This window comes from Nostoc sp. UHCC 0870 (genome assembly GCF_022063185.1).
In the GTDB taxonomy this organism is placed as follows: domain Bacteria; phylum Cyanobacteriota; class Cyanobacteriia; order Cyanobacteriales; family Nostocaceae; genus Trichormus.
In genome coordinates this window covers 58,076-78,011 of sequence record NZ_CP091915.1, presented here as the reverse complement: position 1 = coordinate 78,011, position 19,936 = coordinate 58,076, and the positions used below count along the sequence as shown (strand labels likewise).

19 protein-coding genes and 1 pseudogene are annotated in these 19,936 nt (G+C 41.2%); 5 read left to right on the top strand and 15 right to left on the bottom strand.

Features of this window, described 5'->3' with window-relative positions; translation table 11 throughout:
- Nucleotides 1–7: 7 nt before the first annotated feature.
- The 3 genes from L6494_RS28670 to L6494_RS28660 all read right to left on the bottom strand — a co-directional run bounded on the left by L6494_RS28670 (nucleotide 8) and on the right by L6494_RS28660 (nucleotide 3,327).
- Nucleotides 8–817, bottom strand: a complete 810-nt coding sequence (locus L6494_RS28670; RefSeq protein ID WP_237997330.1) for an SDR family oxidoreductase — start codon at nucleotides 815–817, stop codon at nucleotides 8–10.
- Nucleotides 818–1,108: 291 nt separating this feature from the next.
- Nucleotides 1,109–1,879 carry an acetoacetate decarboxylase family protein gene (locus L6494_RS28665; RefSeq protein ID WP_237997329.1) on the bottom strand — a complete coding sequence of 257 codons (771 nt, stop codon included), beginning with the start codon at nucleotides 1,877–1,879 and terminating at the stop codon, nucleotides 1,109–1,111.
- A gap of 329 nt (nucleotides 1,880–2,208) precedes the next feature.
- The gene (locus L6494_RS28660) at nucleotides 2,209–3,327 is read right to left on the bottom strand and encodes a Vgb family protein (protein WP_237997328.1); all 1,119 of its coding nucleotides are present in this window, start codon (nucleotides 3,325–3,327) and stop codon (nucleotides 2,209–2,211) included.
- 284 nt (nucleotides 3,328–3,611) lie between these two features.
- Here L6494_RS28660 and L6494_RS28655 point away from each other — a divergent pair, with 284 nt between their 5' ends.
- Nucleotides 3,612–3,896, top strand: a complete 285-nt coding sequence (locus L6494_RS28655; RefSeq protein ID WP_237997327.1) for a hypothetical protein — start codon at nucleotides 3,612–3,614, stop codon at nucleotides 3,894–3,896.
- A gap of 64 nt (nucleotides 3,897–3,960) precedes the next feature.
- On the opposite strand, the gene L6494_RS28650 is transcribed toward L6494_RS28655, so the two are convergent.
- From L6494_RS28650 to L6494_RS28605, 10 genes and pseudogenes are all read right to left on the bottom strand, one after another.
- Complete coding sequence (locus L6494_RS28650) at nucleotides 3,961–5,820, bottom strand: DEAD/DEAH box helicase (RefSeq protein WP_237997325.1); 1,860 nt, start codon at nucleotides 5,818–5,820, stop codon at nucleotides 3,961–3,963.
- 190 nt (nucleotides 5,821–6,010) lie between these two features.
- The gene (locus L6494_RS28645; RefSeq protein WP_237997323.1) at nucleotides 6,011–7,024 is read right to left on the bottom strand and encodes a hypothetical protein; all 1,014 of its coding nucleotides are present in this window, start codon (nucleotides 7,022–7,024) and stop codon (nucleotides 6,011–6,013) included.
- 55 nt (nucleotides 7,025–7,079) lie between these two features.
- Nucleotides 7,080–7,889 carry an IS5 family transposase gene (locus L6494_RS28640; RefSeq protein ID WP_237994456.1) on the bottom strand — a complete coding sequence of 270 codons (810 nt, stop codon included), beginning with the start codon at nucleotides 7,887–7,889 and terminating at the stop codon, nucleotides 7,080–7,082.
- Between the two features lie 155 nt (nucleotides 7,890–8,044).
- Nucleotides 8,045–9,253 carry a glycosyltransferase gene (locus tag L6494_RS28635; protein ID WP_237997321.1) on the bottom strand — a complete coding sequence of 403 codons (1,209 nt, stop codon included), beginning with the start codon at nucleotides 9,251–9,253 and terminating at the stop codon, nucleotides 8,045–8,047.
- A gap of 604 nt (nucleotides 9,254–9,857) precedes the next feature.
- The gene (locus L6494_RS28630) at nucleotides 9,858–10,253 is read right to left on the bottom strand and encodes a hypothetical protein (protein ID WP_237997341.1); all 396 of its coding nucleotides are present in this window, start codon (nucleotides 10,251–10,253) and stop codon (nucleotides 9,858–9,860) included.
- 81 nt (nucleotides 10,254–10,334) lie between these two features.
- A pseudogene (locus L6494_RS28625) lies at nucleotides 10,335–11,243 on the bottom strand (IS982 family transposase).
- Nucleotides 11,244–11,296: 53 nt separating this feature from the next.
- Nucleotides 11,297–11,524: a hypothetical protein gene (locus tag L6494_RS28620; protein ID WP_237997319.1), complete on the bottom strand. Its 228-nt coding sequence runs from the start codon at nucleotides 11,522–11,524 to the stop codon at nucleotides 11,297–11,299.
- Nucleotides 11,525–11,695: 171 nt separating this feature from the next.
- Entirely contained in the window at nucleotides 11,696–12,427 is a 732-nt protein-coding gene (gene rpaB, locus L6494_RS28615; RefSeq protein WP_237997338.1) for a response regulator transcription factor RpaB, read from the bottom strand.
- 122 nt (nucleotides 12,428–12,549) lie between these two features.
- Nucleotides 12,550–13,233, bottom strand: a complete 684-nt coding sequence (locus tag L6494_RS28610; protein WP_237997317.1) for an SDR family oxidoreductase — start codon at nucleotides 13,231–13,233, stop codon at nucleotides 12,550–12,552.
- A gap of 278 nt (nucleotides 13,234–13,511) precedes the next feature.
- Entirely contained in the window at nucleotides 13,512–14,396 is an 885-nt protein-coding gene (locus L6494_RS28605) for a hypothetical protein (RefSeq protein WP_237997315.1), read from the bottom strand.
- Nucleotides 14,397–14,542: 146 nt separating this feature from the next.
- Here L6494_RS28605 and L6494_RS28600 point away from each other — a divergent pair, with 146 nt between their 5' ends.
- The 3 genes from L6494_RS28600 (at nucleotide 14,543) to L6494_RS28590 (ending at nucleotide 16,676) form a co-directional block, all read left to right on the top strand.
- Nucleotides 14,543–14,806, top strand: coding sequence for a hypothetical protein (locus L6494_RS28600; RefSeq protein WP_237997313.1), 264 nt, complete (start codon nucleotides 14,543–14,545; stop codon nucleotides 14,804–14,806).
- Nucleotides 14,807–14,883: 77 nt separating this feature from the next.
- Nucleotides 14,884–15,390 carry a hypothetical protein gene (locus L6494_RS28595; RefSeq protein WP_237997311.1) on the top strand — a complete coding sequence of 169 codons (507 nt, stop codon included), beginning with the start codon at nucleotides 14,884–14,886 and terminating at the stop codon, nucleotides 15,388–15,390.
- A 482-nt stretch (nucleotides 15,391–15,872) separates the two neighbouring features.
- On the top strand, nucleotides 15,873–16,676 hold the full coding sequence (locus L6494_RS28590) for a filamentous hemagglutinin N-terminal domain-containing protein (RefSeq protein WP_237997309.1): 804 nt from the start codon (nucleotides 15,873–15,875) through the stop codon (nucleotides 16,674–16,676).
- A gap of 35 nt (nucleotides 16,677–16,711) precedes the next feature.
- Here the strand turns inward: L6494_RS28590 and L6494_RS28585 are convergent, their stop codons facing one another.
- The gene (locus tag L6494_RS28585) at nucleotides 16,712–18,004 is read right to left on the bottom strand and encodes a hypothetical protein (protein WP_237989459.1); all 1,293 of its coding nucleotides are present in this window, start codon (nucleotides 18,002–18,004) and stop codon (nucleotides 16,712–16,714) included.
- A 2-nt stretch (nucleotides 18,005–18,006) separates the two neighbouring features.
- Nucleotides 18,007–18,252: a hypothetical protein gene (locus L6494_RS28580; RefSeq protein WP_237988609.1), complete on the bottom strand. Its 246-nt coding sequence runs from the start codon at nucleotides 18,250–18,252 to the stop codon at nucleotides 18,007–18,009.
- Between the two features lie 44 nt (nucleotides 18,253–18,296).
- On the opposite strand from L6494_RS28580, the gene L6494_RS28575 reads away from it, so the two are divergent.
- Nucleotides 18,297–19,931: a hypothetical protein gene (locus tag L6494_RS28575; protein WP_237997307.1), complete on the top strand. Its 1,635-nt coding sequence runs from the start codon at nucleotides 18,297–18,299 to the stop codon at nucleotides 19,929–19,931.
- The last annotated feature ends 5 nt before the right edge of the window (nucleotides 19,932–19,936 follow it).

Sequence of the window (19,936 nt, the reverse complement as noted above, 5' to 3'; positions counted from 1 at the left end):
ATTACTATCAGGTGGAAGTTGTCTTACGAATGCTAGTAGCAACAATACGATCAACAAATCCTGGTACAATCAGCTTTGCCCAAGGGATTGCTTTTCCTTTCAACGTCATAATGTGTTCTCGTTTACGCCGCTCCATTGCCCAGATAATTTGACGCACACACTCGTCTACTGACATATTGCCTTGAGTTTCATCACGCGGACTTTTGCCTAATGGTTTTCCATCCGCTCCCAACGCTCTTTGTCGGATATCAGTTGCCACAAACCCCGGTGAGACAACCAATACATCTACTCCTGTTGAGTGCAATTCAATTCGCAATGTATCAAAGAAGCCTTGCATAGCGTGTTTACTGGCAACGTAACCTGTACGAGTGGGTACACCTGTTTTGCCACAAATTGAAGAAATAGCCACTAATTGTCCTCGGCTTGCTTTCAGGTAAGGTAGGGCATAATGGGTACAGTAAACCGCACCCAGATAGTTAACCTGCATTACCCGCTCAAAAATGGACAGATCCCTCACTTCATCAAAGCACGTCAGCATTCCAATTCCAGCATTATTGATTAAAATATCAATCTGCCCAAACGTTGCGATCGCTCTCTCTATCAACTGCTGGCAAGCTTCTGCTTGAGTTACATCTGTAGATACTGCAATCACTTTGGCTGGATAGTTTTTGCACCCAGTAATTGTCTGTTCTAATGCTTCTTGATTGCGCGCAGCCAAGACTAAATTTGCATCCTGTTGGGCTAACGAAATTGCCAGCGTTCTGCCAATTCCAGCCGATGCACCTGTGAGAACAATCGTTTTATTCGCAAAGCTCATGATCCGTGTTTCAAGTCAGAACATCGCTTATTTTAGATGTTTACGAATCAATCTGCTCCCACTGCAAAATCTCTGATGTTGAGAATTACTTATGTTGGGAATTTTCTTAGAGGAAAAAAGCGATGCCTCCGGCAAGGCGATCGCTAGTTGCTAGTCCAGTATTCCATCAGTTCCAACAAAAAACCCTCGGTGGGTAGCCGAGGGTGGATAACAAAAGGTTGCCGGTTGCCTCCTGTAGTGACAAGCTTACTGATGTAAAACAAATATAAAGTTTGTATTGGCTAACACTAACTAGTCTTTTATTACTGAAAAACTTTCAATTACTGGTGTTAAAATAGCTTGATGTTGAGGTGCATACTGATAGCCTATAATCTTACCCAAGTTCCACTGTTTTAATTCCTCGGCAATAGAATGCTTTCCTAGTTCAAGGCTGACTCCAAAAGCTCCTTGATGACCCATTTGCTGCCGTTCACTGACTATCAAGTCACAACGCAGCAGATACCCAGACCTGACGGTAATAGGTTGCATCCGTGAGCGAGGAACGTTTTGAAGGTTTCCCTCTTGAGCAGTCAGGGTAAGAATAGACTGATTTGCTTGTTTTAGATGACACCTAACCCACTTCCCATCTCTTTCAAAATCAATCTCTGCTAGAAACTTGGGATAACCTGCGAATTCTACACCTAAATCCCGTGCGATTTCTGTTGTTACTGGTAGATGGTGAATATAGACTTGTGGGACTTTTGGTACTTGATTTAGAGTGCCAATAAATAAGGGAGACGATTCATCTAATATCACTGGTACTGCAATTGATACTTCATTGTACGCACCAATATCGCTATTCCGATACTCAAACGCTGAGATAGAGACAACACAATGCCACGGTGTAACTCGAAACGGTTGCATCCTCCCAGAAGGCAAAAATTGACGAACCTTTTTAATCGAAGCTAGAAATTGCACACAAAGGGTAGAAACATCATAATAAAAGACTGGTAGGGAAATTTTTGTGCTTCTCCAAGGAATATCTACCTGCTTAATTTGTTGAAAGAAATCTGTATTCTGCATATGTTTTTTGTTTCTACCTATTTAACATTGAAAAATTTTGATTGCCTTGGCTTTTCAGGCTCAATTACAAAAGAGATTATTATTTGCTTCGGAGTTTGTTTGAACTGTGCATTGAAAAGTCACACTTACATCAGTAAGTGTACCGTTATTCCACTCAAAGCCGACAAAAGAAGTAATTGAGTTTGGTTTAGCTATAATAATTCAAAAGCATAAAGCAGGTGTGATTGAGGCTTTGGGCGAGAAGCTGTTGCCGGAGGTAGATCAGAAAAAACTGCACCAAAAACCAACAATAAGCCAATTAATCAGCCTAATATTCATGCTGATTTGGCCTAGGTATTGCGTTTTGTCTGCTCTCGTTTTAGCCATGAAATTGAGAGAAACACTCCTAAAGATAGTAAGCTGACGGACGTACTTGCTTCAGGAACGGTAGTCAAGTTTTCCGTTGTGAAGGCAATACCGATTGGACGTGACAATTTATCAGTAGTAGGTACAAAGATAGCGTTACTATTACCCAGCGATGGTAATGGATCTCCTGTCACTCCGTTATAGCGAAGAATCGCCCCTTCATTATTTTGAGTGAAATTAAAACCGACTGTGTAAAGTGTATTATTTGCTCCGAAAGCTAAATTGCCAATGAAATTATTACTAGGATTAGTACCTGTATAATTCGTTGATAAAGTATCGATTAAAGCTCCCGTTTCCAAACTGTAACGCCTAATATCGTTGGCAAAATCGCTAACAAATAAGTCACCGTCTGTTCCCACAACTAATCCGAGTAAACTCACGAATCCGAAACTATCTGGTGATGGTGTTGGCTGCTCGATAAATACGCTAGAGGTCTTCGTAGCTAAATCGAAGCGCAATACCTGACTTGGTAGGCCAGGAAAGGTTGCTTGGTTATCCACAGCAATACTTCCCTGAGTAGTAACGTACAAGCTACCATCCGGCCCAAATAACAAGTCATTTGGCCCATTTAATCCACCAGGTATACCGTTGCCTGTTGCAAAAACATCGATGAATGTACCTGTTGTGCCGTTGTAGCGGAGAATTTGGTCGGTAAGAAAACTACTGACGTAAAGCAATCCATCCGGCCCAAACGCAGCACCGTAGGGTCGCGACAACCCTCCACCAGAGGCAAAAACATCGATGAACTTACCAGTTTTTCCATCGTAGCGAAGGATTGCTGAATTACTTGGGTCATTACCGCTAGAGACATAAAGATTGCCATCCAGCCCAAAGTTCAAATCATCGGGACTGATTAGCCCACCACTACCCGATGTAATAAAATTTCCTAAGAATTGACCGTTCTGTTCGTCAAAAAGTACAACATTATCTCCTCTAGTATTACTAATTAATAGGGTGGCATTGGCAGGCAATATTCCTAAGCAAAAGGCACTAGCAGCACCAAAGACTACAGAAAATGGAAGGGCGAAAATGTTTTTATTCATGTCTTTTTAATAAAATTTTTGTCTGTGAATAATTAATAAATTGAGCTTTAGAAAGCGAATCAGACTGCCAAAAACAAACTCCAAACAACTTCAGTTTTAGCTAAAATTTGTTACATTCATGCAAAATATATAACTTTAATTTTAACTGTATTTGTAATCATCCCTGATTATAAGATAAAAAACTGTATGCTTTTGAATAACTTTTCGCAATTTACCTAGTCTTAAAAAAATATTTTTAACTAACCAGTGAAAAATTTCCTAAACTATACGGTCTAGTTTGTTATATGTATCATGCTAAATCGGGGAATAAGGCTGACGTTAGGTTAGTTGATTCTGCGATGTATCCTGGTGCTGAAGTAATTGAGGTGTTGGGCGAGAAGCTGCTGCCGGATTTTCACCAAGCACTTGTACTGTTTTACCCAGCCGGGACGCAAATCAACATTATGGGTAGGGCGAAGTTCTCTATCTCTGGTTGCCAAGATACTCGCCCGGATTTCTCACTTGTGCGAAATCCAGGCTCGGCTGATGGAGTCGTATTGCTTGGAAGATGGCGATTGCATTGCTTTTGACAACAAGCAGCCACATGGGATTGATCGGGTGGTGGGCGATAGGTGGTGTGGCTCAATACCAAAATCAGTAACTAGCTTTGTCAAGTTGTGCAATCCACTGATTGATTTGGTCGCGTTTATCAGCACTTAGCCGCTCAATTGCTGCTTTAATAGCTGGTTTTTTATATATTTGCCATAAGCAAGAAAACATTTCTATATCTTGGCAGGCTTCTAAATACTCTGCTGTCGTTGAGAGATTTTCTTCACTCAACCATTCCTTCGTCTCATTTTCATACTCGGCTTTCATTTTGTTAAGTCTGTTTTTTTCTAGATGAGATAACCTAGTCCAAATAACTTTCTTCACATTGTCTGGACGACTAGACATAAATTTGGTTACGTCTAACCATTCTTGAGCGTTGCGAACACGGTAGGCTAAAAATTCTATGCTCTCATCAAATATTTCTTCTGGACAACCAAGTAGCTCAATAGCGTAAAGTAATTCTCTGAGATTTACTTCTTGGCAATTTAAAAACCAGTTTCTAATTGTAGAATTATAGAAAATTAACTTTTTTTCTGGGCTTCTAAACTTGCGTTTTTTGGCTTGAATAATTGGCACAAGTAAAATTGAACGGACTTCAGGCGGAACTTCTTTGAACTCAATATCAACGCTAGAAACAATTACTGGTACTCCATCATTTTCTCTAACAGAAGATTCTTCTAATACCCACTTAAAAGATTTACGGCAATTAGGACAATCTGCTTCATATTGGATAACAAATTCTGCTGTCTTAGAATTAAAGTATTCTTTGGTGCGAACTAAAGCTGCCATTGGTTTGAAGACATGATGACAGTGGGGACAGCATCTCACCCCTTGGGTATCTGGGTCGCAGGATACTGGGTCTAGACTCCATTTTCTGTTGTCACATGGGCGGCCTAGCCTAAACCAGTTATCCGTCATATCTAGGATAGTTGCAGATTCTTTTCCCGGTGCAGGACGCAATATTCTGCCAATCATTTGCAGCCAGAGAGTCACACTGCTAGTAGGTCGAGCAATCACCGCCGCACTAGAGTCAGGACAATCAAATCCCTCTGTCAAAATTGCACAATTGCTAATGACCTGTGTTTGACCGCTACGAAATCTATCTAAAATTGCTTTACGTTGATTATTTGGTGTTTCTCCGTCCAGATGCTCGCAGGTGATGCCATCAGCACAAAACACTGCTGCAATCTGTTGAGAGTGCTTGACGTTGACTGCAAAGATAACTGTCTTGTTACCAGGACAAAAATTTTTCCACTGCTTTAATACCTCAGAGGGTTTGTAGTCAGAAGCTACTTCTTCTAATTCTTTTTTGGTGAAGTCGCGTTTTTGAGGGACTTTGTGCTGGGAATATTTAAAGCCTGCGATTAATTTGTAATCTGTTAAGTGTCCCAGGGCAATTAATTCTTTGGTCGTGATTGAGCAAATCAGGTGGTCAAAAATATCTCGCAATCCATAACCATCTTCCCGTCTTGGTGTGGCTGTCAGTCCCAAAATCAAGGCATCTGGATAAGCATCTAACAATCTGCGGTAACTATTAGCTGAAGCATGGTGCGCTTCATCAATGATGACAAGCTTGGCAGTCGGGTAAGTTTGACGGCGAGCAAGAGTTTGGATACTGGCTACTTGAATTAACGAATCGGTTGGTTTGTATCCGGCTTTGATGATGCCCGGTTGCACTTTTGTCACCGCCGCCAGTTTCTCTGTGGACTGGGTAATCAACTCCTCTCTGTGAGCGACTACCAACACGCCTGAACCCTCGGCTGTCAATTTAGATGCCACTGCTGCAAAGATAATAGTCTTGCCACCACCCGTGCTTAGTTGCAGCAATACTTTTCTCATTCCATTCGACCATGTGGCAAAGGTTTTTGAAACTAAATCTTGTTGGTAATCGCGCAGACTGAACATTCTTGGTAATGGTCGCAGGAGTTCTAATCAGGATTTTTTCACCCACTAGGGGTGAGGTTTTGAACCTAGTACAGTTCGGCGGAAATAAACAGACCATTCCAAATCAATGAAACGCTTACGCTGTATTCATTTTGAATTTTGAATTTTGAATTTTGAATTCCGCCTTGCGGTACTAGCTTTTTCTGATAAACTATTTGTCTGTTTTTTCCTCACCCCCAAGCGGCTTTTTCTTCAGAATTGGTAATGGTGGCGGATTACTACCCTCTGTGTTGCCGCCTAATTTATCCTTTTTAGATGGTCGCAGCCCAAAGTGTTGATTCTTTTTGGACTGTTGCTGGACTGTGGCTTTATCTTGTTTGGACGCTTTGAGAAATCTGGGTGCAGTTTCTAGGGGTGGTGCGGTGAGTGCCACAAAACCAAAAACATCACGCCCTGGTATAAATTTCGCTTTCATGGCCACAAATACTGCGTGTCCTTGCTCTTTTTTAGGGACTTTGGGATTAAATCTGAACGGTCTAACTGGTGCATCCTTCCACAGCAAGGGTAGATGACTGGATTTCATGAATTTCACCTTCCGGGCTGGTTCGGCTTGCTTAATATAGTCCAGTCTTTCGGGGCTAAAGTTGCGGAATATAGAGATGCAGGGAGTAGGGCAGACCGGGATAAACTGCCACAGTCCTGATATCTTAAACTCCAGGTCTTCTAACTCTCCTGAGATTGTCTCCTGGAATCGCCCTTTGTCAAACCCTACTAGCTGAAAAGCAATTTTTAGCGGTTGCTCTCTGCGTGGAAAATGAATTGCCTTTGGATAAACTACTAAACGTTGAGTACGGTTGCCAGTAGTTTCTATTTCTCTCTTGAGTGCTTCAAATACTTTCAGTTTTCTCGGAATATAGAAAAGGGGGTATTGATTTTGACCAATCGTAACAGTGCTGCTGCCAAGAGCATTTAGGTTTACTTCCCCCGTAATTACCCCAACAGCTTGAAATATCGCTCCTGAAGCTTCAATCTCATCTTTTGCTGAGTCTGTCTCAATATTTACTTGTTTATCATCTGTTGGTTTTTCCAGTAGGGGATTTACCTCTACCTCGGTTGTCGAAAGTTCTTTTGATTGGAGTTGAGCTACGTCTGCTTGCACAAACAGCTTCTCTTTATGCAACTCAATCTCAGTGTACTCCAAAGGCTTAGGTTCGTCAGATGCCATGATGATTGTCAAAGTTTGCGAATCGCGGTCTAAGAGGGTGTTTATAAAATAATTCTTAAGCGGTTGAGCGACTATGATTACGGGCTAATCGACGTAACATTAAATGCGTCATAGCGGCGTATATCATGGTTTCACTTGTTTGGGGATGATACTCGTAATCTTTACTGAGACGACGATAACGACCTAACCATGCAAGTGTACGTTCCACAACCCAACGTCGAGGTAATACTTTAAAGCCTGAAGTGTCATCAGAGCGTTTAACAATCTCAATTGCACAGCCAATAAAATACCTGACCCAATCAACTAGTTTTCCAGCATATCCAGCATCTGCCCAAATTAAATGCAGTTTGGGGAATGAGTATTGAATTTTATCTAGTACCAGTTTTGCTCCGTCACGGTCTTGAATTGAAGCTGTATGTACAACAACCATCAAAATTAAACCCATCGTATCAACAAGGATATGGCGTTTGCGACCATTAATCTTTTTTCCGGCATCATAGCCCTTCACCCCTCCTTTCTCAGTTGTTTTCACTGTTTGTGAGTCTATAATTCCTGCGGATGGTTCTACATCTCGTCCTTCGAGTTGCCTGAGTTGCGCTCGCAGAACTGAATGAATTTTTTGCCATATACCTTTGCGCTGCCAACGTTGAAAATATGAGTATACAGTTTGCCATGCTGGTAAATCGTGAGGCATCATTCGCCATGAGCAGCCAGCGCGCAAGATGTAAAAAATCGCATTTACCACTTCCCGCATCTCGATTTCACGCTTTTTTCCACGTTTGTGCTTACGTTCTGCTGGAATCATTGATTTAATCAAATCCCATTCGGTATCGGAAATGTCTGTGGGATAAGGTTTTCGACTCATGGCATCCGATTCAAATATGACGACTGTCTTTTTTAAAATACCTGTCCTGCGAAATGACTGCGATCCTCTTTATTTTTTATTTATAAACACCCTCTAAGTGAATCTTAGTTGTCTACAATTATGATCACAAAATGCCTATTTGTAGAGATCCTAGTTCACTCAATCAAGCCCAAATGTCGGTGAATCACTTCCACAGCAATAGCTACACCCTCTTCTTTCCTAATTTTCTCACCTAACTCTTGTGCTTTTGAGCGCATCACTTCATCACCCAACACGACCTTAATCGCTGCTGCTAAAGTCTCTTCTGATACTTTCTTATACGGTATTGGTGCAGTACTTATCCCCAGCCTCATTAGTTTTTCACCCCAAATTGGCTGATCTGCAAAAAAGGGTACTATCACTGAGGGTATCCCTGCTCTTAGTACGGCCGCCGTTGTACTTGCTCCTCCATGATGAACTACTGCCGACACTTGAGGAAACAGCCAATCATGCGGCACTTCATCTATCACAAACACGCGTAATGAATCTTTAACATTAACTATCCTGCCCACATTCCCCCAGCCTGATAATAAAATGCCGCGTTGACGAACTTTTTTCAACGCCTCCACAATAAAATACGTCAAATACTCTGGACGTTGCATTGTCATACTGCCGAATCCAAAACACACAGGTGTTAGCTTTTGTCCCAAACAATCCACCAGTTCTTCCGGCGGCTCATAGGTGGAAGCAAGGTCAATAAACCAGTATCCTGTCACATACACCCCGCTAGCCCAGTCCTTTGGTCTAGGAATTACATTCGTGCTGAATCCATACAGTGCCGGGATTTTTGCTACATTAGCCGGGGGTTTCTTACGGAAGCGTTTGCCTAGATACGGCAAGGGAGGCAGTTGCAATATTTGGGTTCTGTATGTGTTGATTAGTTTTCGGTATCTCTGCCAGTACAAAAACTCCGCTACAAAGTAACTGGCATAGTTAATCACTTTTTTGAGTGGATTGTTTGTTGTTCGGGCAAATCTCAAAAATGGGAACATTCCTGTTGGAGTCGCTGGCAGAACTGATGCAAAAAAGCAAGGTACGCCTAATTTTTCTGCAATATGATATGCCCAGTTTGTAAGCGGGGTGTAGATGATTACATCCGTTCCTTGGCAAGCTTCCCAGCCCGACTCTAATTGTTGCTTAAATAGCTCTTCGCTCACCAGTTGAACTTTTTCTCCCGCAATTAATTCCTGACCTTTTTTTGATTGCAATAGTTCTTGGAAATTAGGAGCGATCGCCACAAACTCTAAATCACACTGCCTCACGAATGATTCAAAGTTTTCGTTTGCTGCCACTGTTACCTGATGCCCCGCACGTTTTAAACCCATGCCCAAGGCACAATAGGGTTGAACGTCTCCTCTTGAACCTATCGTGAGGAGCGTAATCTTCAATGTTCGGCTTGGTGGGGTGGGTGAACTTTGGGTCAACAGATGTTCCAACGTATCACTAGGGTTTTATTGACCAATTGTACTAAATCGATTGTCACAAGTGAGCTTAGTTTTTGCCACCTCATGAGGCGATGCCTGCGGCAACGTTTCCGACGAACGCACGACTCACCCCACCCGGTTATACATCTGGGTGACAGCTAAAAAGAAGCTACGCGACGGGTTAAAACCGCGTCGCGTAGCATCCTTTTAGAATCCCCCGAATGAATTCGGGGGAGTAGTCATTTCCAATTCGCAATTACCAATGGGCTAAACGCCCCGCTTCCGCTAACGCAATTCGCAATTATTACCCCACACCTAAAGGTGGGGGCTTGAGTATTGATACTACGTGTTTTGTTTTTTTTCATAAATAAATTTAGGGGCTTGTACCCTGAGTGAAGCAATTAACAATTACGTCCGCAATTGCGAATTGCGAACTGCGAATTGTTTTGGTCAAGCATCACTCATAAAAACCAATACCTCAGCACTGTGAGGCTTAAAAGTTTTGCTAACTATGCGAATTTTTATGCTTTGTGGGGTCAACTAATTTATAAGATTGGTCAGCTTGCTTCGTTGGCGGAAACGGATGCCCAGCAGTTGACGTTACTTCTAATCCTGTACTTTCTCCATCTGGGTTGATTAGTTCGTACTGTCCACTGATAGGTGTGCGATCTCCTGGACTATAAAAAGTCGATGAACGCTCGTTGGTGAGTTCATCTGCTTGCTTGGGTTGTACAGTCCCAGCACTATACACTAGATTAAACTGGCTTTTAATTTCAAAACCTGGAAGATTACCTCCGTGGTACGGTATGTCTATCAACTGGCTCAGTGTTCCTTTTATTTCGGAAATTGGTTTGAGTAATTGTGAATTTTCCTGGCTCCAGGCGATGATTTGTGCATCCAATAATTCAAGAAACTCAAGAGCGTGTAGGGTCGCCTCCTCTTGAGAAATTGGGCTATCAACAATAATTAACCTGAGTTCGGGTTAAAGATAAGGAGGTAAAAGCCACTCCAGTTGAAGGCTAGGTTTCTTAGGTTGATGACAATAAGCGATTAATCCGCAAAGAACGTTAACGCAAAAATTAACAGGGCTGACGCCGGGGTACCGGCTACCGCTTCGCTATCGATGTCTGGAATGCTCAATTTGAGAAATATTTTTGAGTTGGTCATTAATCGTCTCAATAATTGAGCGTTTACGGGACAAAAGCTTGTCATGAAGACGCATTAGCTTATTCTTCATATTGCGACGGGGTTTGGCAAAAAATTCAATTCCGAAGTCTTGTAAAAGTTGAGAAGCAAGTTTTTGTGAAACATAACCTCTATCGGCAAATATTTTGCCAAACAGACCACTCAGTAAATCGGGTACTGGTTGACGGTCATCGACATTACCAGGAGTCAGAGATACATTTAAGAGTTGACCAAACTCATTGACGACCAGATGCAGCTTAAAACCAAAAAACCAATCCACAGAAGTCTTGCCACGAGCGGCTAAACCTTCAAACACCTTATGCCTAGAAATCCGACGATTATGACATACCTTCAAGCAAGTTGAATCGATAAAACCGATACCTGTACATTGTCCAAAACAATGCTTCAGATAGACACACAAAGGTATCAAGGTTGATGGCATCCATTCAATAAATCGTTGATAAGAAGGAAGACCTGGAAATGCAGAACTCCACTGTTGTTTCACTTGATTTAAATAAAAATGCTTGAAATTCCGGTAGTGATTTTGATGAAAAGCGATGATAATTGTCATGATTTCACTTAAACATAAGCTTTTAGCACGAAAACGTTTTATTCCTCCATGATTTAACAATTTTTTGTGCCATTGCGCTTCAAACGCTTTACAGAAATCATCTACATGACAGAACAAAGCATCTAAACTAAACATAGGACAGGCTGCTGGATTTGTTGTTATTTTCAGCTTACTACCTGTCCTTTTCCTTATCCCGAACTCAGGTTAATTAATAACTTGAGAGCCAATAAAAGTGTTGTCTGTATTTTGACTACATCTTCATTCGACACAACCTGCGTAGAATACTCGTCTACATGAAAACCAAACTGAGCTTTAAAATTTGAAAAGCTGGATGTTTGCAGTTGCCCATTCAGATATGGTAACAATCCGGCATTCGTATTTAATAATATCTGACGAACGATTGATATTTGTGTCATGTCTGGCCTACAAGCTTTTAATTGACAACTTTTAGACTCACACTCTGGCTTACTCCAGTAAGTTGGCACATCTATCAAACTGAACAATATTAGCTCAATCCATTTGTCGATTTACTTGTAGCGTTTTTCGTGATGCTCTTATTTTTAAGTAGAGATAGGTTGCAAGCTTTATTAGTCATGTTCCGCTTGAGTAATTCGTTGAAAGAAATAGCCTGTGCCTCTGGATGTCAGTATATATTCTGGATTATCAGGGTCATTTTCTAATTTCGAGCGTAACCTTGAGATATGTACATCCACTACGCGAGTATCCGCGTGTTGTTCTGCACCATAACCCCACACTTGCTGCAATATCTCTGCACGGGAAAACGATTTTCCACTGTGACTCACCAGTAGCTCCAACAAGCTGTATTCTACCCCTGTCAAGCGAATCCGCTCGTCCCCCCTATAGATTTGTCGTTTATTTGTATCAATTTTGAGATTTTCTGCTTGGATTACCCCTGAACTGGGAAAACCCCCACTACTTGTTTTATTGACTCGCCGTCGCAAAACTGAGCGAATTCGCGCTTCTAGTTCTTTGGGCGAAAATGGTTTGACAATGTAATCATCCGCTCCTAATTCTAAACCAGTAATGCGGTCTGCAACATCTGCCAATGCTGTCAGAAGAATAATTGGGATATCAGATTCCTTGCGTAGTTCTTGACAAACACCGTAACCATCTAACTTCGGCATCATCACGTCTAAAACTACTAAGTCCGGGGCAGACAAGCGAAACGTGTCTAGTGCCTCTTTGCCATCACTTGCTGTGACGACATCGTAGCCAATCATTGAAAGGCGCGTCTCCAAAATCCGGCGAATACTTGCTTCGTCGTCTACTACCAGGATTTTTTCTGCTCGGCTTTCCAAATTGCCCACTGCTCCCTCAAGCCCAGAACTTTAACCCATCATTATGATGTCCAAGTAGGTCAATTTTGCCCCTGGTATTGCAACATATCTTATTACAACTTCAATTCAACAGATATTCGTTTTCATCCGGGAATAGTTAGGGGAATACCATTATCTTTGGGTTTCAGCTTTAGAATAAATGGGACAGCTTTCAATGTCCATTGAGATACTGGTGTATAAGAGGCTGCTGATTCTCCCAAGCTGATCGTCAGCATATCTGTATGAATAATCCCTGGATTCAAAGGGATTGCTGCCATACCCACAGGCAATTCTTGTGCCAAAGACTGTGTTAATCCTTCTATTGCCCACTTGGAAGCACAGTAAGGTGCAACCTCAGCTGAGGTGGAACGTCCCCACTCAGAACTAAATTTGACGATAATACCTTGCTGCTTTTGTACCATTGCTGGCACAAAATGACGGATTATATTGACTACTCCTTTGATGTTGATATCTATTAACTTTGAAAATTCTTCGGATGGTATCTCCCACAAAGGTGCTGGATGATTAATAATTGCCGCGTTATTGATCAGTATATCTGGTGGCTCATATTTACTTAGTACCTCTACTGCCCATTTTTCTACTTGCTGCTCATCCGCTACGTCTACAGTTGTAAAGTCATTGGGCGCACTAAAACTGTTTTTTATTTTCTCAATCGCCTCTTTAGAACGAGCGCAACCAATCACTGTATGCCCCTGCTTTATAAAACCTTCGGTCATAGCATATCCTAGACCTTTGCTTACACCCGTTATCAAAATCAGCTTGCCCATAATTTCCCAGATTCTTAGTTTTTTTTGACCTCTCCCCGCCATAAATGGACGGGGATTCTAAACTGTTGCTACACGGCGATGCTCAAGCCGCACCGTTCCGCTTTTTAGTTTTGGTTTCCCAGATGCGAAATCTGGTAGTAAAAACGAGTTTACTTTTCTCCCCTGTGGGGATAATAATATCTTCACAAGTGATGTTCATATATTATGGGCAAGATCACACCCTTCCAAAAGCAAGAAATTCTCCGTCTGTATCGTTGTTAATTTGTGGCATTGCTGCATTACTTCTGCTGCCTCCAAACCAAGTTATACTCTTTCTCGACAGCCCCTAGCAGTTTCGCCTGCAACGATGACAGATAAGGCTTCGCTTGCTTCCCCAACCCTTGCAACAGCCAATCTACTGCGGGGTCACGTCCGCCCACTTCATGCAACCGCCGCAGCCGCATACATAACTGCTCCATGAATTTGCAATCCTCCTCCAGCAATTCCAGTGACTTCAAATGCTCAACTTTGGCTGTATAGTCACCATCCCAACACTGTATAGTACAACTGTATTCTCCAACTTGTGTCACCACACCCCAATAACCAGCTTTACCCCTTAAGTCGGGGTTGTCTTTGGGCTGGATCACGCATATTTCTCCCAGGTGGTACGGATTGGGGACTTTGGTTCTCTCTCTGATTCTGTCTACGATGTCCTTGACTACCCGACCTGAAGGAACTTTACCGCCAGCTTGGTCTACTGCCTGCTCCCAAACGCTGGCTTGTTTATTCGGTTCTAACTCGGCTTTAGCTAACGGGCGTAATTGACGTTCATTGGTCGGCAAATTCCAATGCCGACCAATGGTCGGCAAAAATTTCTGAATATTTTCATATACCTCAGTAGCCGAAATCTTCAAGTACGCCGCATCACGACTGTAACCAAATCTGTCTTTGCAATATTCCTCAAATGTTCGGTGCGTATTTCGGTACAATCTGCGATCCCTCAACTCCATCAAGGCTTTCCCCGCCTCATAGAACGCCCTTTCGACTTTTCGCTCCAGGTGCAGGCGATCGCGCAATTCTTCTTCGGTTAACTCTGGTACTTCAACCGCCGCCACATCAATCGTTGCTGAACCTGGATTGTCCTTTGTCGGTTTTGGCTGCTTACGAGATGGAGGTTTGTTCATAAATCCACCTCCAGTCTGAAGATGCTTGAGCAAGTATTCCGTTGTGTCATGATGGTAGATAGTATTTTATATCCCCCCAACCTGTCTCATGGGCTGGGGTTTTTCATTTCTTTTTTAATTTTGGCAGCCTTAAAACCATCCGCAATATGAAACCCACCAAAAAACCTGAACTTCTCTCTCTTAAAAAAGCCATCCCCCCACAGCTACCACAAGAACTAATTGAGGATTTTATTCCTTCACAACCAATCGCTGATCTAGAGCAATCTGTAGATACAGAAAGCCCAGCCACAGAATATCTGCAAAGCTATCCTCCCGGACAAGACTACCCCACATTCCCCTCTGCGGGTAACTCCGGCTGGCAAGCTTCTGATATTTGGCGCGAGTTGCGTGTTGATGGCTTCTGCGATTAATTGCTTCAAGTTTAGTTATACATAACCGCAAATCAATGGATGGTTTTTTTTGGAGTGCAATACTTCTGTGCCTCACAATGTCTGCTGTTCACGAACGAGTATTGAGGCTTCGCCTTCGACTCAGTTGGGGCTGGTGGACTGTTGCTAATATGTTGGCTGTTACTGTCGGTTACTTCTTCGGAGCTTTGGTGACTTTCTCTGTACTGTTGTCCTTCACTTGGGATCTTCTCAAAACTAAGGATATCGCTATTCTACTCGGTCTTTTCACCATCATCTTGGCTGCTTTCGCTGTTCTCACTCAATGGTTGTTACTCAAAAGACAAGGTATTCCCAAGCCACTTTTTTGGTCTAGCATCAATATATCATCTGCAATCACCGCATACATTCTGCTGACTTGGCTAACCCTAGATGCCCTCTGGAGAGGCGACTGGAAACCTGTCCTCGCTTCTATATTCATTGGGGCTATCCTTGGTGCTGTCACTGCTAAGGCTACTGACTACTACTGTTGGAGACTTGAACTTCTGGCTCTACAGCAAACTGATGAATACTGGGAAGAACAAGCCTGGAAAGAAGATCAGTTCTAACGTCAGAAATGAGAATTTGAATTATTCAGCAGGACTGTATCCTTATGTTTTAATGCTAATATCAAGTTAATTGATTGATTAAATAATTCACTATTTGCTACTTTTCGCAATTGTCTATCAAAAGATTTATCTTCAATACCTACTTACACCATAAAATTGTCAATCACGCAACTATCTTTTTATTGATTTTCGTAGCTTTTGTCCTACACAAAAGAATTTTAACTAAAAATATTTAACTATCTTTTTCGTTCTGTTTTTGATAAACTCTCTCATTAGGTTTATGACAAAGAACTCAGGAGTCAGGAGTTATTATTCTTCGACTTCTAAATTCTGAGTCCTGAAGTTCCTTTTCCCTTGATCAAGCAGTTGAAAACCCACTAATCATTGGGGATTTTCAAGCTGCTCACTTCCCTATGACATATCGGCTTTTCATTTTTTTTAATTTTTTGTTGTTGTGTGTTCTCTCAAAGGCTCAAGCGCAAATGACCCCTGATCTAACTCTGCCTAATAATTCCACCACCACATTAGATGGAAACACCAGAATTATCGAAGGGGGAACTCAAGTAGGAAATAATCTTTTCCACAGTTTTCAGGACTTCTCCATACTTACAGGAACTAGCGTTCACTTCAAAAATGGGCTAGATGTGCAGAACATCATCACTCGAATTACTGGTGGTTCTGTATCTAATATTGATGGATTAATTAGTGCTAACGGTACAGCTAATCTGTTTTTAATTAACCCCAGTGGCATCGTCTTTGGCCCTAATGCTCGTTTGGATATCGGTGGTTCGTTTTTGGCTACTACCGCCGATGCTATTGAGTTCCCTAATGGTTCTTTTAGTGCTACTAATCCTCAAGCACCGCTACTCACAATTGATATTCCTATTGGTTTGAGGTTTAATGGCAACTCTGGAAGTATTACGGTGGAGGGAGCAGGACAAGGGTTGATTGCTCCTAGTTCACTCTTTTCACCCACTATTCCAAATAATAATTCACTGCATTTATCTGTAAATGAAAAGCAAACATTAGCTTTACTGGCTGACAAAATCACTTTAGAGGGGGCTAATTTAGCCTCTCAAAGTGGAAATATTGAGTTAGGCAGTATAAATTCAGGTTTTATTAACCTTATTCCCGCTTCTAACGGCTGGTCTTTTAATTATGAAGGAGTATCCCACTTCGACGATATTAATATTTCTAAGCAATCTCTAATTAATGCAAGTGGCAATCCCGGTGGATTGGTTCAAGCACACGGAGCCAATATTGATTTGCAAGATGGTTCAATCTAGGGTGTTGACTTTGTAGGAAAAGCATTAAAAAAAGTTCATACAAATTCTGCGTCGTTATCTAAGGTCGAAAATACGATTTTTCTTTTCGAGAGCATGGACTGACCAAAAACTTGAGATGACCAATCCTTAAGGTCTATATAGCGAACATTTTCTAATGCCTGTTTAACCACAGATGTGGTCAAATTCATCGTACATAAACAAATGCTTAAAATCATCTGACCTATCTGTTTGAGAGGGCATCTAGAGGAAAAATGTTTGTATTTACCAAAAATAGATTCAATGATATCAGAAGCTGCCAAAAAAGTTTTATCCTTGGGAATCTGTTCGATTTCAGTTTTTATATATAACCAAATATTTTGTGGGAAAGTTATATCCAGAAATGTTGAATTGTTTTTTAACTGGAATTCAGCTAGAGATTCTTGATTAATACCGTTTTGTTTAAGTTGAATTTCTAAGGCTCTGGTCATCATCACCATTTGACTCCAAATCCGGATGTCTTCTTGATAATCTTTTAACCATCCAAACTTCATAATTAATTTTTGATTGAAAATGTCCGGGTCAGAAGTTTCTGCTAATTTTAATAAAGTCTCAATTGGACATTTCAACAGTTTCTCTGCCCAATTAATCAACTTCTCTACATTGAAATAACGACATTGAGAGCGTTGCGATGGTGGAGATATAAAGGCTAATTCGGTTTGTTGAAGTTGATGCCGACACTGATTACATTTTTGAATAAAAGATTGATATTTTTCGGAATTAGCTAGCTCATGTTTGAGTAATAAAGCCATTGCATGAGTTACATCATACGTATAAACTACATCTGGATATTTTTGTATGTAAAGCTTAATTCCTTTTTCAATGTCACTACCATGATCTGCTATTATTTGTACTGGGCAGCCCACTTTAGTAGTTAGTTCACAAAGCTTTTGTTCAATCAATTCTCCTCTGGTCGAATCCATGATTTCCAGTGCTAATACTTGAACATCATGGTGTTTTAATCCTCTTTTTGATGGGAAAACTTCCGATTCTAAGTATTGTTGAGATACTCCCAAAACCACCAAACACTTTTGCTTTCCTAATTCTACTGTTAGGTCTATAATAAAAACCCAATCACTTCGGTATTCTTTGGCTCGTTGTAGTTCATATAAACCAATTCTTCCTAACCAACTTCTCACACTACTGAAGCAGGGAGTTTTTACTTCCTCCGCCGATGCTTCCCACTTCAAGTTATTCTCAACTCCTCGTAAGCTACTTCCAGAATCAATGCTTTGTTGTATGGCTTTTTGTACTGTTTGAACGCTATATTGATGCCCGAACGCTGCCACCATCTCTATTTTTTCGGAATTTTCTTCCCCTTTTTTTGTCCATCAACCAAATTGGTATGAAGGATACGTAGTTCTTTTTCTGCTTTCATCGCCCGTGTTTTCCAATTCTCTCTTGAGAGCAATAAATCCCTAACTTTTACTTCTAATGCTCTGAGCTTTTTTTGTCTCTCAAGGGCTATCTCTTTCCAATTCTCTCTACTTTGTTTAAACAGACGAATTAATCGGCTGGAGGAACTTTTTAATTTATTCATTAACCACCCAACCTCAATTTGATATTTTTAGGTGTCTATCCTGTATGAAGAAATATCATCATAAGATACCCAAAGTCAACACCCTAGGTTCAATCATATTAATTCAAAATCTAGGAAACACTTCATCTGGAAATATTAGCGTAAGTGCTTCTGCTTCTCTATTGGTACAAGGAACTTCTCCAGACGGCAATATTTCGAGTAGCTTACGAGTAGAAAGCCTAAATACCGGAAAAGGTGGTGATATTAGAATTTCTACTCAGAAGCTAGTCCTTCAAGATGGAGCAAGAATCAACTCAACTACATACAGTGATGCTTTAGGAGGTAATGTAATTATTGATGCCTCTAATTCAATAAATTTATTACCTAATAGATTTGCTAATCCTTTTCGTAGAGGAGATATTATCAGTACGATGGGTGCTGTTACAGTTTCTAAAGGAAATGCTGGCTATGTCCAGATTTCTACTGATCAGCTATACATCACTGATGGCGGAGCAATAGCATCCTCAACTTTTGGCTCTGGAAACGGAAATACAGTAACTATCAATGCCAAATTTATCGAAATTACAGGCTTCAAATTAGAACGCTCTGCACCAAGTAATATAGGCTCTGCAACCTTTAGCTCTGGAAATGCTGGGGCTGTTAATATAAATACATCAATTTTAAAATTAAAAGACGGAGCAATAGTTAACTCAGCTTCTTTAGCATCTGGAGATGCTGGTAGTGTCAATATTAATGCTAGAGAATCTGTAGAGGTGAGTGGACAATCGATAAACTCTCAGCCTAGCTTCATCAGTTCTTCAGCTAACACTGTTAACGAAGCTGTGAGAGGAATTTTTAACCTACCTTCAATTCCTTCTGGTTCTAGCGGAAGAGTAACTATTAATACTGAAAATTTGAATATTAATCAAGGAGGGCTAATTAGCGTAGGAAATATTGGCACAGGTAATGCTGGTGATCTTAGCGTTACCGCTAATACAATTCAGCTTAAAAGCGGAAATATTAATGCCACAACATCTGTTGGTCAAGGCGGCAATATCAGCTTGAACTCGCAAAACCTTGATTTGTCCAACGGTATTATCTCTGCAACCGCAGGTACAAACGGCACTAATGGCAATGGTGGAAATGTTGACATTAATACAGGCGTATTAGTCTTGCAAAACAATAGCAGCATCACAGCTAATGCTTTTGAAGGAAGAGGCGGGAATATTAAAATCACAACTCAAGGCTTATTTGTGTCACAAAACAGTAAAATTACAGCTAGTTCCGAACAAGGTGTTAATGGCTCTGTTAAAATCAATACTTCACAACTAGACTTTGGCTTCTCTGGGATCAAGGCTTCAACTTTTGACCCTACTGAAATTAAAAATACTTGTTCTCCAGAACCGCCAAATCAAACTGAGCAACTATCAATCACAGGTAAGGGAGGAATACCTAGAAACCCTTCCGATATTCTCGATGCTACGGTGGGATGGACAGACGAATCCTCAGAATCAATCGTCGCTCCCACTACACCAATAGACCAATCTAATCAAATTGAAAATCAAGCTATCGTTTCAGCACAAGGCTGGAAAAATAACGGTGACGGAACTGTAAGTTTCACTGTTACACCTAATGATTTAACTATTTCTAACCCCATATCAGAACCACCCTGTCATTTCAATATTTCTGATAGCCAGTAAAATTG